Origin of the sequence: Inhella inkyongensis, assembly GCF_005952805.1 — a bacterium.
In the GTDB taxonomy this organism is placed as follows: Bacteria; Pseudomonadota; Gammaproteobacteria; order Burkholderiales; family Burkholderiaceae_C; genus Inhella; species Inhella inkyongensis.
Genome location: NZ_CP040709.1, coordinates 886,411 through 901,412 on the forward strand (window position 1 = coordinate 886,411; position 15,002 = coordinate 901,412).

Annotated in this window: 12 protein-coding genes; 5 read left to right on the forward strand and 7 right to left on the reverse strand. The window is 68.5% G+C overall.

Going from position 1 to position 15,002, the window contains the following annotated elements:
* Positions 1-106 precede the first annotated feature (106 nt).
* Together FF090_RS04430 and FF090_RS04435 are read right to left on the reverse strand one after the other, a co-directional pair.
* Positions 107-394, reverse strand: coding sequence for a 2TM domain-containing protein (locus tag FF090_RS04430; RefSeq protein ID WP_138855575.1), 288 nt, complete (start codon positions 392-394; stop codon positions 107-109).
* A 93-nt stretch (positions 395-487) separates the two neighbouring features.
* Positions 488-1,288 carry a type III pantothenate kinase gene (locus FF090_RS04435; protein ID WP_138855576.1) on the reverse strand — a complete coding sequence of 267 codons (801 nt, stop codon included), beginning with the start codon at positions 1,286-1,288 and terminating at the stop codon, positions 488-490.
* Between the two features lie 86 nt (positions 1,289-1,374).
* On the opposite strand from FF090_RS04435, the gene FF090_RS04440 reads away from it, so the two are divergent.
* From FF090_RS04440 to FF090_RS04450, 3 genes are all read left to right on the forward strand, one after another.
* Positions 1,375-2,910, forward strand: a complete 1,536-nt coding sequence (locus FF090_RS04440; protein ID WP_138855577.1) for a methyl-accepting chemotaxis protein — start codon at positions 1,375-1,377, stop codon at positions 2,908-2,910.
* Positions 2,911-3,023: 113 nt separating this feature from the next.
* Positions 3,024-3,905 carry a hypothetical protein gene (locus FF090_RS04445; RefSeq protein ID WP_138855578.1) on the forward strand — a complete coding sequence of 294 codons (882 nt, stop codon included), beginning with the start codon at positions 3,024-3,026 and terminating at the stop codon, positions 3,903-3,905.
* A 207-nt stretch (positions 3,906-4,112) separates the two neighbouring features.
* Positions 4,113-5,819 carry a DUF885 domain-containing protein gene (locus tag FF090_RS04450; RefSeq protein ID WP_175423520.1) on the forward strand — a complete coding sequence of 569 codons (1,707 nt, stop codon included), beginning with the start codon at positions 4,113-4,115 and terminating at the stop codon, positions 5,817-5,819.
* On the opposite strand, the gene FF090_RS04455 is transcribed toward FF090_RS04450, so the two are convergent.
* The 4 genes from FF090_RS04455 to FF090_RS04470 are packed head-to-tail and all read right to left on the reverse strand — an operon-like array spanning position 5,785 to position 11,994.
* Positions 5,785-7,308, reverse strand: a complete 1,524-nt coding sequence (locus tag FF090_RS04455) for a metallophosphoesterase family protein (protein WP_138855580.1) — start codon at positions 7,306-7,308, stop codon at positions 5,785-5,787. The two genes, FF090_RS04450 and FF090_RS04455, sit on opposite strands and share 35 nt — an antisense overlap.
* On the reverse strand, positions 7,305-8,759 hold the full coding sequence (locus tag FF090_RS04460) for a metallophosphoesterase family protein (RefSeq protein ID WP_138855581.1): 1,455 nt from the start codon (positions 8,757-8,759) through the stop codon (positions 7,305-7,307). The genes FF090_RS04455 and FF090_RS04460 overlap by 4 nt, the downstream gene beginning before the upstream one ends.
* Positions 8,759-10,306 carry a metallophosphoesterase family protein gene (locus tag FF090_RS04465; RefSeq protein WP_138855582.1) on the reverse strand — a complete coding sequence of 516 codons (1,548 nt, stop codon included), beginning with the start codon at positions 10,304-10,306 and terminating at the stop codon, positions 8,759-8,761. The genes FF090_RS04460 and FF090_RS04465 overlap by 1 nt, the downstream gene beginning before the upstream one ends.
* Positions 10,303-11,994: a metallophosphoesterase family protein gene (locus FF090_RS04470; RefSeq protein ID WP_175423521.1), complete on the reverse strand. Its 1,692-nt coding sequence runs from the start codon at positions 11,992-11,994 to the stop codon at positions 10,303-10,305. The genes FF090_RS04465 and FF090_RS04470 overlap by 4 nt, the downstream gene beginning before the upstream one ends.
* Positions 11,995-12,253: 259 nt before the next feature.
* Here FF090_RS04470 and FF090_RS19100 point away from each other — a divergent pair, with 259 nt between their 5' ends.
* Positions 12,254-12,562: a hypothetical protein gene (locus FF090_RS19100; protein WP_175423522.1), complete on the forward strand. Its 309-nt coding sequence runs from the start codon at positions 12,254-12,256 to the stop codon at positions 12,560-12,562.
* Between the two features lie 406 nt (positions 12,563-12,968).
* Here the strand turns inward: FF090_RS19100 and FF090_RS04480 are convergent, their stop codons facing one another.
* The gene (locus FF090_RS04480; RefSeq protein WP_138855584.1) at positions 12,969-14,279 is read right to left on the reverse strand and encodes a helix-turn-helix domain-containing protein; all 1,311 of its coding nucleotides are present in this window, start codon (positions 14,277-14,279) and stop codon (positions 12,969-12,971) included.
* 294 nt (positions 14,280-14,573) lie between these two features.
* Here FF090_RS04480 and FF090_RS04485 point away from each other — a divergent pair, with 294 nt between their 5' ends.
* Positions 14,574-14,918: an ACT domain-containing protein gene (locus tag FF090_RS04485; protein WP_310732987.1), complete on the forward strand. Its 345-nt coding sequence runs from the start codon at positions 14,574-14,576 to the stop codon at positions 14,916-14,918.
* Positions 14,919-15,002 lie beyond the last annotated feature (84 nt).

The following is a 15,002-nucleotide window of genomic DNA, read 5'->3' on the forward strand; positions in this document are numbered from 1 at the left end:
GCGCATTCTGGACTTTGAACCTACCGGCGGCATTGCGAGGATTTGCAACGCAGCCATGCGCCCGAAGTGCCCGCCATGCCGACCCCGGTTATTTGCGGATAGGTTCTTAGGCCTGACGCTCGCGCAGCGCCCGCAGTTCATCGGCCATCATGCGCTGACGCAGGCCCTGGCCTTGAAGGCTGAGCAGGGTCACCAGCCCATGAATGGCCAGTCCCAGGCCCCAGCCCCAAAGCGGGAAGGGGGCGTGGAAGTCGCCGCCTCGCAGCACACTCAGCAGCGCCAGGCCGCCATTCACGGCCAGGAAGACGGTCAGGTGGGTCAGGAAGCCCAGCTTCATCTCGACGCGCTTCTTGGCCAGGGCTTGCAGTTCGTCAGGGTTCAGCTCAGTGTTCATGGTGCGATCTCGGTTGCGATGGCGGCACTGTGCAAGTCCAAGCCTGCGCCGCCCACCCTGGGGCGACGAATCGCCACCCGCCGCGCTGAACGGTCAGAGCAGGGCGCGAGTGGTCGCCGTGGCGCTCGCGCCGGCACCGGCCTCGGCCTGCAGGGCCAGCAGACCGTCAAAGATCAAGCTGTCGATCAGCTCGTGCTCGATGTCCAGCGCCGGTGCCACTTTCCAGCCGGCGCCGCCGGTCATGAAGGTCAGCGGGGCCAACCCGGTGCGTTGCAGCAGGTGACGGTGCATGCGCTCGATGGCGCCGGTGATGGCGAAGTTGCCGCCGCTGGTCAGCGCGTCCGAGGTGTTGGTGGGGAACTCGCGCACTTCGCCGGTGGGCACGCGCAGACCGGCCGTGCCGGCCTCCAGCGCGCGCAGCATGATGCCGTGGCCGGGCAGGATCAAGCCACCCAGGAAGTTGCCATCGCTGTCCAGGGCATCCACCGTCACCGCAGTGCCCACCATCACCACCAGGGCCGGCCGCTGCAGCCCCCGGCGCAGCACATGGCTGCGCGCACCGGCCAGGGCCACCCAGCGGTCGGCACCCAGGCGGGTGGGGTGGTCATAGCCATTGCGCACGCCGGCCGCCTGCAGCGAGGGCACGACCCAGCGTGGCGTCAGATCCCAGCACTCCAATTGCTCTTCCACGCGCCGCCGTACCGCGTCGCCGGCCACATTGGTGCCCAGCAGCTGCGAGGGTGGCGGCAGGCCCGCCCATTCGCGTTCGGCCAGGTTGTCGATGTGTTCGAGGAAGACGGCGCCATGCCGCAGCAGCGTGGCCCCGGGCAGGGCGTGTTCGAACAGCGCCCACTTGAGGCGGGTGTTGCCGATGTCGATGGCAAGAAAACTCATAGAGGCGTGAAGAATGCGGCCGGGCGCGAGCCTATCAGTCCTGGGCCCCCGTATATTCGCGCGCACGATCCGGGAGGAAAGACCCCATGACGACGCGCGCAGAACTGTCTTTGGTCAATCGCATGTGGCTGCCGGTGGCAGTCATCGTGGCCGTGCTGTTTGTGATGGCCCTGGCCACGGTGAGCCGCACGGTGCGGCTGATCGATGAATCCAAGGTGCAGCAGGCGGCGCAGATCGACCGCCTGGAAGGGGCCATGACCTGGCATGAGCTGGCCACGCGCCATGCCGACCTGAGTCAGTTGGTGTTGCAGGGCGGCAGTGCTCAGGCCGCGCGTCTGGATCAGACCGCGCAGCGCTTGACCGAAGTGGCTCAGCGCCTGGGTGAAGCGGGGCAGGCCATCCAAGGCCCGCAGCAGGCCTATCTGGCCGCCGCCGAGGCGGCGCGCAAAGGGGCGGACGCCGCCGCCTGGCCGGCCCAGGCCGGCGCGCAAGCCGAGGCCCTGCAGAAAGCACTGGAAGATTTTGTGACGGCGCAAAAGGCCGAGGCCCGGGCGCTGCAGGATCAAATCAGTGCTGCGCGCATGAAGACGGTGTGGGCGGTGGTGGCCCTGGTGCCGCTGATCGCCATCTTCCTGAGCCTGTCCACGCTTTATTTGGTTCGCAAGATCATTCGCCCGGTCAAGACGCTCATCAATCTGGCCGAGCACATTGCCGAGGGCGATCTGAGCCGCGAGGTGCGGGTAGACCGCGGCGATGAGCTGGGCAAGCTGCAGCACGCCATTGAGGAGATGCGCCAAGAGCTGGCCGAGATGGTGACGCAGGCGCGCGAGGGCGCTGACAGCGTGCGCACCGCGTCGAGCGAGATCGCCAACGGCAATATGGACCTGAGTCAGCGCACCGAGCAGGCCGCCGCCCATGTGCAGCAGACCAGCCATGCCATCAACGAATTGGGCAGCGCCGTGCGCCAGACGGCGCAGAGTGCAGCCACCGCCAACGAACTGGCGCAAGGGGCAGCCGGCGTGGCCCAGCGCGGCGGCGCCGTGGTGGGCCAGGTGGTGGCCACGATGGACGAGATCAGCGCCAGCTCGCGCAAGATCGCCGACATCATTGGCGTCATCGACGGCATCGCCTTCCAGACCAACATCCTGGCGCTCAACGCCGCCGTGGAAGCCGCGCGTGCCGGTGAGCAAGGGCGCGGCTTTGCCGTGGTGGCCAGCGAGGTGCGATCGCTGGCCGGCCGCTCGGCCGACGCCGCCAAAGAGATCAAGACCCTCATCAGCGCCAGCGTGGAGCGCGTGGAGCACGGCAGTCGCCAGGTGCAGGACGCCGGCGCCACCATGCAGGACATCGTGGCCAGCGTCGGCCGCGTCAGCGATGTGATCGGCGAGATCTCCGCTTCCAGCGCCGAGCAGAGCCAGCACCTGGGCGATGTGGCGGCCTCGATGACCGATCTGGATCAGATGTCCCAGTCCAACGCCGCCCTGGTGGAGCAAGGCGCCGCGGCGGCCGAGAGTCTGAAGGATCAGGCGGCCAAGCTGGCGGCCTTGGTCAGCAAGTACAAGGTGGCGGGGGAGGGGCTTGGCAATTACGCGCTCCAGCGTTCACCCCGTTTGACGGCATGAAGCCGCATGGCCTTGGCCAAAGGCGATGACATCAAATCCCAAGGCCGAATGACTTTCGGGTCCAGTGACCAACTGGACATAGAGTGCCGCCGCTTGTTTTTTTAAGGGAAGAAGTGAAGAACATTGCCTTTGCACTGGCGTTTGCCATGCTGCTGCCCACCTACCTGCCTTCCGGCCGTGCCCACGCGACGTCCATCGAGGACCCCAAGACCGTGGCCCTATTGGGATATGCCGGCGACCGCTTCCAGCTGGTTCGGAAGCGCGAGGCGGTCGGCTCCAACCAGAGCCCCTATGTGCGCAAGGAGGTCAAGCTCAAGGGACCCGAGCTGAGTCGCCTGGTGTTGGCGGGCCTGGACAAGGCTGCCGAGGTGGCATTTCCGGCCGCGCAACGCGTTCAGCTGGAGTGGCAGCCCGATGAGGCCTTGTTGAGTCAACTGGACTCGGTGCGCGGGAGCCGCCGCGAGGCCATGATGGAGGCCGCCGTATTGGCACATTTGCGGGCCTTGCCGCAGCGCCAGGAGTGGGATCAGATCATCGTCGTCCTGCCCAAATTCCAGTTCAGCGATGCCAAGGGATTGGGAGGTCAATTGATGGGCATGGGGGTGTATGTCCAGCCACTTGAGAAGTCACAGCTCGATGTCAACGGTCTAAGCCTGGACCCTCTACCGAGCGACTCCAGTGACGATCCGGCCGCCATCAACCCCGCCACCGGCGAGCGTGTGACGGCGTTCCGCTACACCGCGCCCTATTTCTTTTTTCAGACCCTGACCTTGGATGCCAAGTCGCTGATGGTCTTGAAGCGTGTGGTTAGGCTGGATAACCTGAAGTACGCCAACCCCGATGATCAGCACCGGGGCAGTCAGGCAGATTTGAGTTCTGACTTGTTGGCCAAGGCCATGGGCCGGTTGGTTGAGCGATCGGCCATGCGCACGGTAGGCGGAGACGTCACGGTCGGTCCGGTTAAGCCTGTGGCGCCGGCTCCTAAGCAGCCCTGATCTGCGGATCCGAGGTTGGCAGGAAGAGGTCCGGATTCTTCCGTCGGCCGCAACTAGTATGCGGGCCCGTATGGTTCTGAACGCTCCTGCATGCGCCTCCTTCCTCTGCTACTGACACTGGCCCTCGGCCCTGTTGCGGGACTCCCAGCCGGGGCTGCTACCTCTAACCAAGGCTTGGCTTGTTCGGCGCCCTGTTCGGCCAGAGCGGTGCTGGCCGAACTGGCCGAGCGCTACTTTCAGCAGGGCCTGGAACTCAACCCGCAGACTGGCAGCCAGCTGCTGGGTGAGGCACGCTTTGAAGGGCGCCTGGGCCTGAGCCTGCGCCCCGAGCACCGTGCGCGTGACACGGCGCTGCAGCAAGGCCTGCTGCGTGAACTGCAGCGCATAGACCCGCGCGCGCTCCAGCCCGAGGAGCGCATCACCCATCAGTTGCTGCGCCAAGAAGCGCGCGACCGGTTGGCCCTGCTCGCCTTCCCCGAGCACCTGCTGCCCATCAACCAGTACGGCGGTCTGCCCGTGCAACTGGCCGAGTGGGCCAGCGGCCAGTCCTTGCAACCCTTCGGCACTGCTGCGCATTACCGCGGCTACCTGGCCCGGCTGCGCCATCTGCCGGCTTGGGTGGACCAGGCCATCGCCAACCTGCGCGAGGGCCAGCGCCGCGGCATCGTCGTCAACCGTGCCTTGCTGGAGCGCGGCCTCAAGAACCTGCGCGAGCTGGCGCAGACGGACTTTGATCAGCACCCCTACAGCGCGCCACTGCGGCGCTGGCCCGCAGGCATCGGCGTCGAAGACCAGCAGGCACTGACCTCCGAATACCGCCACGCACTGGGCGAAGAGATCCAGCCCGCGCTGCGCCGCCTGGTGCAATTCCTGGACACCGAGCACCTGCCCCACACCCGCCAGACCGCGGGCCTCGGAGCCCTGCCCGGCGGCAAGGCCTGGTATGCCGAACGGGTGCGCCAGCACACCACCACGGCGCTCACCCCCGATCAGGTGCACCGCCTGGGCCTGCAGGAAGTGGCGCGTCTGCACCAGCGCGTGGATGCCCTGCGCCAGCGAGTGGGCTACGCGGGCGATGTCACCGCCTTCCTGGCTGACCGCCAGTGGCGCGATGACCTGCAGCCCTTCCGCAGCGAAGCCGAGATCCTGGACGCCTACCGCGCGCTGAACGCCCGCATCGCCGCCGGCCTGCCCGCGCTGTTCGAGCGTTTCCCCAAGGCCGCGCTGGCCATCCAGGCAGAGCCCGAGATCAGCCGCGCCACGGCCTCGGACCATTACGAGCCGCCCGCCATGGACGGTTCGCGGCCCGGTATCTACTACGCGGTGATCCAGGACCCGCGCGAGTACGAGCGCCAGTGGATGGTCTCGCTGTTGCTGCACGAGGCCCAGCCCGGCCACCACTTCCAGATGGCCAGCCAGCAGGAGCTGGACCTGCCGCAGTTCCGCAAGCACCTGTGGTTCACCGCCTATGGCGAAGGCTGGGCGCTCTACACCGAGACCCTGGGCTATGCGCTGGGCCTCTATCAGGACGACCCCGTGGCCGAACTGGGTCATCTGAAGATGGCCCTGCACCGCGCCATCCGCCTGGTGGTGGACACCGGCCTGCACCACCTAGGCTGGAGCCGCGAGCAGACCATTGACTACATCCGCCGCACCGAGGGCGCCAAGGAAGACGACGCCCGCCGCGCCACCGAGCGCTACATGGCCGACCCCGGCCAGGCCCTCGGCTATATGGTGGGCGCCTTGAAGATCCAGGCGCTGCGCGAACGGGCCGAGAAAGCTTTGGGCGCACGATTCAGCCTACCGGCCTTCCACACCCAGGTGCTGCGCCTGGGCTGCGTGCCGCTGGATGTGCTGGAGCGGGAGATCGGGCGTTGGATCAAGGACCAGGCCGGGCCGAAACCTCGTAGCTGAACTCGCGCGGCTCCGGCGCCGGCTGGTCGGGCAGCCAGCTGCGCCGGTATGCCACCCGCACTTTCTCGGGCCCGACCTGCACGTTCAGCCAGCCTGAGTTGGGCAGTAACTCGCCGCTGCGGTAGTGCTCGCGGAAGTAGAAGGCCTGGTTGGGGTCGGCGGGTTCGGGCACGGTCTGGTAGACCACGCCATCGAGTTCCTGGCGCGCGAACACATGGTCGTGGCCCTGGAAGAAGATGGTCACCCCAGTCTTGACCATCAGCGCATGGATGGGCAGCGGCCAGCCCGGACGGCGCTGCGCAAACTCGTCGCGGCCCTGGCGGTTGCGCCCACCCCATTCAAACTGGGTGGCCATCTCCACCCCGCCGCGTCCGGTGCCCAGCACATGGTGGGCGAACACGAATTTGTAGCGCGCGCGGCTGCCCTCCAGGGTCTGGCGCAGCCAGTGGTACTGGGCGTCGCCCAGGCTGTTGTCCCACAGATCACGCCCGCCCTTGCCGCCCTTGTCCCGGCTGCCCAGCGCGTTGTCCGCCGGGCCGCGGCTGTGCCAATACGGGTCCAGCACCACGAAGAGCGCATCGCCCCAGGTCCAGGCGTAGTAATTGCGCAGCAGGCCGATATGGGGCACGGGCTCGGCATTGCCGCTGTAGAAGCCATCCGGTGCAGGCTGGGGGTAGAGGCGGTTGCGCGCGGTCTGCGCCCACACGGCCACGTTGTCCGGCCCGCCGTCCAGGTTCGCGCCCGCCGCCTGCTCGTGGTTGCCGTTCACCAGAAAGAGCGGCGCCGTGCGCCCGATCAGCGACAGAAACGGCCGCTGCAGCAGATAGCGCCCGCTGACGCTGTCGCGCGTCCACTCCTTCAAGGTGTCCACGCTGAAGTCGTCGCCCAGGGTCAGGTAGAAGTCCGGCTGCGCTTGGGCGGCGGCGCGCAGGGTCTGCGCGTAGAGCCGGGGGTCGAACTGATGACCGCGCTCGGGGTGCGAGTCGCCCTGCAGCGCAAAGCTGAAGGCTTGGCCCGGTGCACGCTGGGTGTGAAAGGTCTGCGCCTCCAGCGTCTGCCAGGCAGCGTCGCCCGTGCGGCGTTGTTGCAGCTCGTAGCCGTGGCGTGCATCGGGGCTCAGGCCGCTGAGCTCGAACTCCAGCGGCTCGCCGGCCCGCAGGCTCAGGTTCGGGCCGGTCGTCCAGGTCTCGCGGGGGCGGTCGGCGCGGCCCCAGCGCAGGCGCAGCTCGCGCGCGCTGGCGGCCAGCAGGTTCAGCGTCACGCTGCGCGCCGTGGGGCGGCCCAGCAGTACCGACAGCTCTTGCTGCGGCGCCAGCTCGGCGGGCAGGGTCCAGGCCCCGCCTCGTCCGCCCTTGCCGCCTTGGCCCCCACCTTGGCCCCCGCCTTGCCCGTTGCGACGCGGTGCCGCCTCGTCCTGGGCCTGCGGTGCCAGGGCCACGCCCAACAAGGTCAGGGCGAGGGCTAGACCTCGAGCTGTCATTCGTTTCATGGCCGGCGCTCCGGAGTGCTTAGGGTTTCACGGTGCAGCAGGCGCGGGGCCCCCGGGCTGCCGGTGCCCAGATAGTCCAGGTCCAGGCCGTCGGGCCGCACGCTCACGCGCAGCAGGCCGCCGCTGTTGCGCAGCAGGCCTTCGGTGTAGCCGTAGTCGGCGGGGTCCGGCCCGCCCTCGCCATGGCCGGGCTGGGGCACGGTCTGGTAGACGATGCCATCGCGGCGCTGCAGCGCGTACAGATGGTCATGCCCTTTGAACACCGCCGTCACGCCGGTGCGCACAAACAGCGGATGCAGGGCCTCGGGCCAACCGGGGCGTTGCTGGGCCAGTCCGGGGCTGCCGTCGGCATTCAGCCCGCCCCATTCGCCAAAGCCGGCGGCCTCCACGCCGCCGCGGCCCTGGCGGTCGCGCCCGCCGATCAGCTGGTGCACGAAGACGAATTTGTGCCGGGCGCGGCTGCCCTCCAGGGTCTGGCGCAGCCAGCGGTATTGCGCCTCGCCCAGGCTGAGCTGCCAGCGCTCTTCGGCCCGCCGGCCGCGCCCGCCGCCCGGGGCCTGCGGCGGTGCATGCCAGTAGGGGTTGAGCACCACAAAGAGCGCATCGCCCCAGGTCCAGGCGTAGTGGTCGCGCAGCGGCGCGCCGGTCAAGGGGTCGGGCTGGGCGATGCCGCTGTAGAAGCCATCGGGCTCCGGGTTGGGGAAGTAGTGCTGGCGGCGTTGGTGCGCCCACAGGCCCAGGCTGTCGGCGCCTTGCTTGAGCAGCTTGCGGTCCTCGCCATCGTGGTTGCCCAGCACCAGAAAGAGCGGCAGGCCCAGCTGGCTGAAGGCCTGGCGCTGGGCCAGGTATTGCTGCTCTGCCGCCGCGCGGTCGCTGTGCTTGTCCACCATGAAGGTGTCGCCCAGGTCGATGTGGAAGTCGGGGCCCAGGGCCCGCACGGCGGCCAGGCTGCGCTGGTACTGGGCGGCATCGGTGTTTTGGTCCAGGTGCGAGTCGGCGCTGATCGTGAACGCAAAGGCCTGCCCGGCCGGCCGCGCGGTGTGCCACTGGGCCGTGGCCAGGGTCTGCCCGCCGCGGCGCAGCTCCACGCGGTAGCGCTGATTGGGCTTCAGCCCGCTCAGCGTCAGTGGCTTCACTTCGCCGGCGGCCAGCGCCAGAGCCACTCCTTCCGCTCGCAGCGGGGCCTCGCCCTCGGCGCGCCACAGTTGCAGGCCGCTGAGGGCTTCGCGGGCGAACAGGCTGAGCAGCACCCGGTCCGGCCCCGGGCGGCCGAGCACCAGGTCCAGGGCCGGCGCGGCGCCCAGGCTCACCATCTGATGGGCCGGGCCCTCGCGCGGGCGGCCACGCGGCTCCTCGGCGCCCTCCACAGGGCGCCCCTGTGCCCAAGCGGCCCAGGCCAGGCTGCTGCCCAGCACCAGCCCCCACAGGGCCATCGCACGGCGGTTCGGCATCACGGTCGGCTCCAGCTCGCATCCACCTGCGCATTGCGCCGCGTGGCGGTTTCCTGGGCGGGCAGCCAGGCGCGCACATAGTCGCAGCGCAACCCGTCCGGGCCCACGCTGATGCGCAGATGCCCCGAGCTGCTTTGGATGCTGCCGCTACTGTAGTGATAGTCCCGCGCCAGGCTGGCGCCGCTGCTGGTGTTGCGCGCGCTGGGCTGCGGCACGGCCTGGTAGACGATGCCGTCCAGCTCCTGTTGCGCATACAGATGGTCGTGCCCATGGAACACGGCCGTGACCCCATGCTGCTTGAGCAGGGCATGAATGGGCAGACCCCAACCCGGGCGGCGGGCGGCAAAGCCCTCGCTGCCGTCGGCGTTCTTGCCGCCCCATTCGAAGAAGGGCGCGGCCTCCACCCCGCCGCGCATCTGGCCGTCCAGGCCGCCCACCAGGTTGTGCAGGAAGACCAGCTTGTAGCGCGCGCTGCTGCCGGCCAGGGTGTCGGCCAGCCAGCGGTACTGGCGCTCGCCCAGGCTCAGGTTCCAGCCGTCCTTGCTGGCCTGCTGGGCGCTGTTCCAGAACGGATCCAGCACGATGAAGAGGGCGTCGCCCCATTGCCAGCTGTACCAGGCGGCGCGCTCGCCCACGAAGGGGTCGGGCAGGGTGTCGCCGCGGTAGAAGATGCCGGGGCTGGGGTTGGCGAAATAGCGCTGGCGCGCCTGGGTGGCCCAGACGGCCAGATTGCTGGCGCTGCCGTCGTTCAGCCAGCCCAGTTCGCCCTCGTGGTTGCCATTGGCCAGGAACAGCGGCACCGAGGCCGAGATCGCCCCGAAATTGCCGCGCTCGTAGGCGTAGCGGCGGTTCACCGTGGCGGGGTCGGGGGCCATCTGCACCAGGGCCTCCAGCGGGTCGCTGTGCTTCTCGGTCATGAAGGTATCGCCCAGGTCGATGTGGAAGTCCGGGGCGTCGGCCGCCACATTGGCCAGGGTGCGGCGGTAGAGCTCGAGGTCAGAGTTCTCGTCCAGATGGGAGTCGGCCTGCAGCGTGAAGCTGAAGCGGCTGCCTGGCGGCCGCGCGGTCTGGAAGCTGGCGCTGCTGCCGGCCACTTCGCTGCCCCCGGCCTGGGCCTGGTAGAGCAGGCGGTAGCGGTAGCGCTGGTTGGCGCGCAAGTCCCCCAGCAGCAGGCGCAGCGGCTGGCCGGCCAGCAGGGCCTGGGCCGGGCTGATGCGCTCGGGCTCGCTGCCGCCCTCGGCCGCATAGGCCACACGCACCCAGCCGCTCTGGCTGGCCGACAGCAGGTTCAGCACCACCGTGCTGGTGGTGGGGGCGCCCAGCAGCAGGCTGCCGCTGAAACCCTCGCTCGGGGCAGGTGCAGGTGCAGGTGCAGGTGCAGGTGCGGGAGCTGGCGCTGGTGCGGGTGCGGGTGCCGGTGCGGGTGCTGGCGCAGGACTGGGCGCCGGCGCCGATCCCCCACCCCCGCCGCAGGCCAGCAGGGTGAGCAAAGACGTGGCCGCGCCCAGGGCGCGCAGGGTGGTGTGCAAAGGCTGGGGCTGTTTCATGGCAGGGTGTAGCTGTAGACGGTGGAACCATGGACACGGCCCGGCGCTTCGTCGCGCTGCAGCAGGCTGCGCACGTACTCCACCCGCACGCCCTCGGGGGCCACCTGCACCCGCGTGTAGCCGCTGTTGGGGAATTTGTCGCCGCTCTGGAAGGCGTCGGCATTCCAGAGCGTGTAGTTGGGATCGGCGGGTTCCGACAGGGTCTGGTAGGTCACCCCGTCCAGCTGCTGGCGCACCCAGATGTGGTCATGGCCCTGGAAGAAGATGGTCACGCCGGTGCGCGCCATCAGGCGGTGCAGGGGCTCGGTCCAGCTCGGGCGCTTGAGCGCAAAGTCGAACTGCCCATTGGCGCTCTCGCCGCCCCATTCCCACAGCTTGGCCAGCTCCACCCCGCCACGGCCCGTGCCCATCACATGGTGGGCAAACACGAATTTGTAGCGCGCGCGGCTGCCCTCCAGCGTGCGCTTGAGCCACTGGAACTGCGCATCGCCATGGGTCACATCCCACATGCTGGCGCGCTTGTCCACGCCGCCGAATACGTTGTCCACGGCCACGGGCGAATGCCAGTAGGGGTCGATCACCACGAACAGCGCGTCGCCCCAGGTCCAGGAAAAGTAGTTGCGCAGCAACCCGATGTGCGGCACCGGCGTGGGGTTGCCGCCGTAGAAGCTGTCGGGGGCCGGTTGGGCGTAGAGGCTGTTGCGCGCGTTCTGCGCCCACACCGCCACGTTGTTGGGCGTGCCGTCCAGCAGATAAGCCGCCGCCTGCTCGTGGTTGCCGTTCACCAGAAAGAGCGGCGCCTGCTGGCCGATCAGGCCCAGGTAGGGGCGCTGCAGGGTGTAGCGCTCCAGCACCTTGGCCTGGTTGATGGTGGCGGGGTCCAGCGTGTCCACGCTGAAGTCGTCGCCCATCAGGATGTAGAAGTCCGGCTGGTCGGCCGCGGCCGTGGACAGGGTGCGGCGGTACAGATCGGGGTCGAACTGGGTCTTGAGCCGCTCGGGGTGCGAGTCACCCTGCAGCGCAAAGCTGAAGCGGCTGCCCGGCGGCCGCGCCGTCATGAAGCTGGTTTCGTTGCCCGGCGCGGCGGCCGCCCCGCCGCTGGGCTGGAAGTGCAGGCGGTAGTAGTGGCGCGTGTTCGGCGCCAGGCCCTGCAGCGCAATCTCCAGCGGCTGCCCTGCCACCAGGGCCTGCGCGGGCGTTTGCGCATCCAGCGCGCCCGAGCGCGTGCCATAGGCCAGCCACACCGTGCCCCCCTGGTCCGGCGCGTAGACATTGGCCTTGATGCCGGTGTCGGTGGGCGAGCCCAGCACCACCGTGCCACGGAAGCTGCTGGTGCCCGGGGCCGGGGCCGGTGAAGGCGCGGGCGCGGGAGAAGGCGCCGGAGCGGGTGCAGGTGCAGGTGCGGGAGTAGGTGCAGGTGCAGGTGCAGGTGCTGGTGCTGGTGCAGGTGCAGGTGCAGGTGCAGGTGCGGGTGCGGGTGCGGGTGCGGGTGCGGGTGCGGGTGCGGGTGCGGGTGCGGGTGCGGGTGCGGGCGCCGGGCTGCTGCCCGAGCCGCCGCCACAAGCGCCCAGCACCAGCAGGGCCGAGGCCAGGGCCGCCCAGGCGGGCCGCCGTGCGCGGACTGGGCTTGGGGTGTTGGCGCGCAGGGGCAGCGGAGGGCGAGGCGGTGTGGGCAAAGGCAGGGGCATGGGCAGGCTTCCAAGGCAGCGCCCGGACTCGGGCAGCGCATGGCCGCCGATGCTAGGAAGCCGCGCCGCGCGCCCGATGACAGCCCTGTCATGCAGGGCGGCTCCTCCGCCCCAATCACCCCCCAATCACCCCTCAATCTCTCTTCAACCGCCCATCCAGCCCCCATCCAGCGCCCGAAATGACAGCGCCGTCATGCACGCCGGCGCTCACCGCGCTGCAATCGCCGTGCACGACCCTTCCTCAAGCTCAGGAGTTCCCATGTCCCGATCCAACGCTGTTCTGATCCCCCGCCCCCGTCTGCCCGCCCTGGCGGCTGTGGCCCTTGCGCTGAGCCTGGCCACCCTGGGCGGCCCGGCCCTGGCCAAGAGCCCCAAGCCCGAAGTGGCCGCCGCCAAGCAGCAACTGGAGGCCGACAAGGCCCGCCTGCGCGCCGACAAGGCCGCCGGCAACAAAGCCGCCGTGGCCGCCGACCGCGCGGCGATTCAGCGCGACAAGGCGCAGCTGCAAGCGGCCAAGGGGGCGGCGAAGGGAGACAAGGCCGGCAAGCGGGGGGAAGGCGCGCCCTGAGGGGGGAGGGCCGCCTTTCCTGTGGGCTTCGGCAGGCGCATCCGAGACCGTGTGGGGAGCGGCTGCTTCGCAGCGGGTGCGATCCCCCGACTTGCAAGACTCAACAGCGAAAAGCTGCCGTTCAACGTTGAAGCTGAGACCTGAGCGGCGGCTCAGGTCAGCGGGCATGGCCCATTGCAGGCAAAGGGGGACGGGGCTACCGTCCCACCCTGCGCTGACCCTCTGCTACTTCTTCGGCGGGTTGTTGCCACGCCTTCCACCTGAAGGCTTGTTGGGGTTCTTGCTGGGGGCGTTTTCGAGCTTCGATGTCATATCTCTCTCCGGCCCCGGTATGTATGGACGAGCTTATCCGGCCGGGGCACCCCGGAGCAGCTCAGGAAATTCGTTGAGACGTCGCCGCGGCCAGCTAGCCTGGGGCAGTCGTCAAGCGGCGCTTCAGTTCATCGCTCGAGGTCGCGACGCTGGCCTCGCGCCAAGGTGCTGGCCGGAGTGCTCCATCCGGCATCTCTTCAACCAGGTCGAGGCGATACCACGGCCCCCACTGAAAATCTTGCCCGCGGGCTTGCGAGAGGCGCAACGGCACATTGAGGTGAAGGCAGATGCAGCGCTCATGCGCCTGAAATTCCCAGCAGTCGACCGGCCACTCATCAAACAGCGGCTTGAGTTCCACTGCGGCGGCTGCGATGAGCCAATTGAGCACGACGTCATGGGACGAGCCTTCGACCTGAAAACTCTGGAACGTGCGGTCATGCATGTCAGCCAGGTTGCCGTCGACGAGAAAGAGGTGCGTCCACGTCTTGTTCTGCCCGAACTTCTCAACCTTCAGCCGGAGCCGGCGGACGTCCGCCGGGCGGCGCAGCCCATCGAAGTCGGTCACGAAGTTGAAGGTCCGATAGGCCCATCGCCGCAGCGAGTCGTCCAAGAAAAATCGGTCTCGCCAACTTGGGTTGACCCACTGGAGCCCGGTCGACGAGGCGACACAACGCATGAAGCTTGTGCTCAGACGTAGCGCGGCGTGGTATGGATGCTGGATCTCCACGAACAGCTTAGGCAGCGCCTCGCGCAGCGTGACGCTGCCATCGCTCTGGTGGAAGCGCGCATGCTTCTCGGCGAACTGGTGGACATGCCAGCTGACCTCGTCCGTGCCGTACACAACCTTCGCAGTGGATGTGCTGCGGCTGGAGCTGATGAGCCAGTGCCCGCGGTGCGTGACCGGCTTGCTCACGTCTTCCACTGACCATCCAACCAGCTGGGCGAGCGCCATCAGTTCGTCAGCTCGGCCATTGAACCGAGCCGACTCAATCTGATGCGCCAGGTCGATGGCCACGTCGCGCGGATGTGCACCGCCATCTCGAGCCACCTCAGCCGCCAGCGCCGGGTTGGTGTTGCCAGCAATCTGCTCAGCAATATGGCGCTCCAGTCGGTCGATAAAGAGGTCACCCTCGTCCACAGGTGCCTCGCCCTGCAGAACTGCGACGGTCGTTCCCAGCACCGCAGCCAGGGCGCTTGCCATCGCTTGACTGGTCCTGCCCGTGCGCTCGATGCGCTGGTAGTGCTTGACCGGGTCTTTTGTGGCATGAGTACCCATGTGCTCGTGCACCATAGCGATGAGCCGAACTTGGGTGAGCGACTTTTCCTCGCGGATCGAGCGCAGCCGGTCCGGGTCGATGCGGAATGTTGGCCGGCCGGCTGACCTGTGGTCTTTAGTTGCTGACATGGCCGAATGATCTGCCGGCGGTTAAATGCTGTCCAGACAGCTTATAGGCAGCATAAATGCGACGTTCTGAGGTCAAAGGCCCATGCCCTCGGAGAACTGGAGCACCCAGCGGCTAGAGGTAGAGGCCCGCGCCGTAGCCGGTGAACTGGAGCGCGCGCATGAGCTCAAGGCGCTGGATATCGCCATCATCGAGCTGGTCAACAAAATGCCTCGAAGCGGCCGCCATTTCGCCCCGCCCAACTCCACCCAGCCCTCGAGCACCATCACACTCTCCGCCTTCCGAAGCCTTTGCTCATGCCCGCCGCCCTCTCCCCTCTCCCCGAGCTGCTGCGCTCCTTGGAGCCCGAGTTGCACCCAGGGGTCTACGTCTACTGCGTGGCGCCGGCGGGGGCTGATCTTGCGGGGCTGACGCCGATCGCCACCGTGGCGGAGCGCGAGGGGTTGACCCTGGTGCTGCCGGAGGCGCAGGCCCTGCAGGCCGGCTTGCAGGTGCTGTTCCGCGCGGCCTGGATCACCCTGAGCGTGCATTCGGATTTGCAGGCCATCGGCCTGACCGCGGCGTTCTCGGCCGCCTTGGGGCGGGCATCAGCTGCAATGTCATCGCCGGCGCCTTCCACGACCACCTGCTGGTCCCCGTAGAGCAGGCCGATGCCGCGCTGGCGGCGCTGCGGGCGCTGCAGCAGGGCGCGAGCGTTTAGCCCGGCCCGCGCGGCGCCCGGGCTG

Excerpts from the sequence above, each read along its gene's own strand:
- FF090_RS04430 (WP_138855575.1), bottom strand. The coding sequence starts at position 394 with ATGAACACTGAGCTGAACCCTGACGAACTGCAAGCCCTGGCCAAGAAG.
- FF090_RS04435 (WP_138855576.1), bottom strand. The coding sequence starts at position 1,288 with ATGAGTTTTCTTGCCATCGACATCGGCAACACCCGCCTCAAGTGGGCG.
- FF090_RS04440 (WP_138855577.1), top strand. The coding sequence starts at position 1,375 with ATGACGACGCGCGCAGAACTGTCTTTGGTCAATCGCATGTGGCTGCCG.
- FF090_RS04455 (WP_138855580.1), bottom strand. The coding sequence starts at position 7,308 with ATGAAACGAATGACAGCTCGAGGTCTAGCCCTCGCCCTGACCTTGTTG.
- FF090_RS04460 (WP_138855581.1), bottom strand. The coding sequence starts at position 8,759 with ATGCCGAACCGCCGTGCGATGGCCCTGTGGGGGCTGGTGCTGGGCAGC.
- FF090_RS04465 (WP_138855582.1), bottom strand. The coding sequence starts at position 10,306 with ATGAAACAGCCCCAGCCTTTGCACACCACCCTGCGCGCCCTGGGCGCG.
- FF090_RS04470 (WP_175423521.1), bottom strand. The coding sequence starts at position 11,994 with ATGCCCCTGCCTTTGCCCACACCGCCTCGCCCTCCGCTGCCCCTGCGC.
- FF090_RS19100 (WP_175423522.1), top strand. The coding sequence starts at position 12,254 with ATGTCCCGATCCAACGCTGTTCTGATCCCCCGCCCCCGTCTGCCCGCC.
- FF090_RS04480 (WP_138855584.1), bottom strand. The coding sequence starts at position 14,279 with ATGTCAGCAACTAAAGACCACAGGTCAGCCGGCCGGCCAACATTCCGC.
- FF090_RS04485 (WP_310732987.1), top strand. The coding sequence starts at position 14,574 with ATGCCCGCCGCCCTCTCCCCTCTCCCCGAGCTGCTGCGCTCCTTGGAG.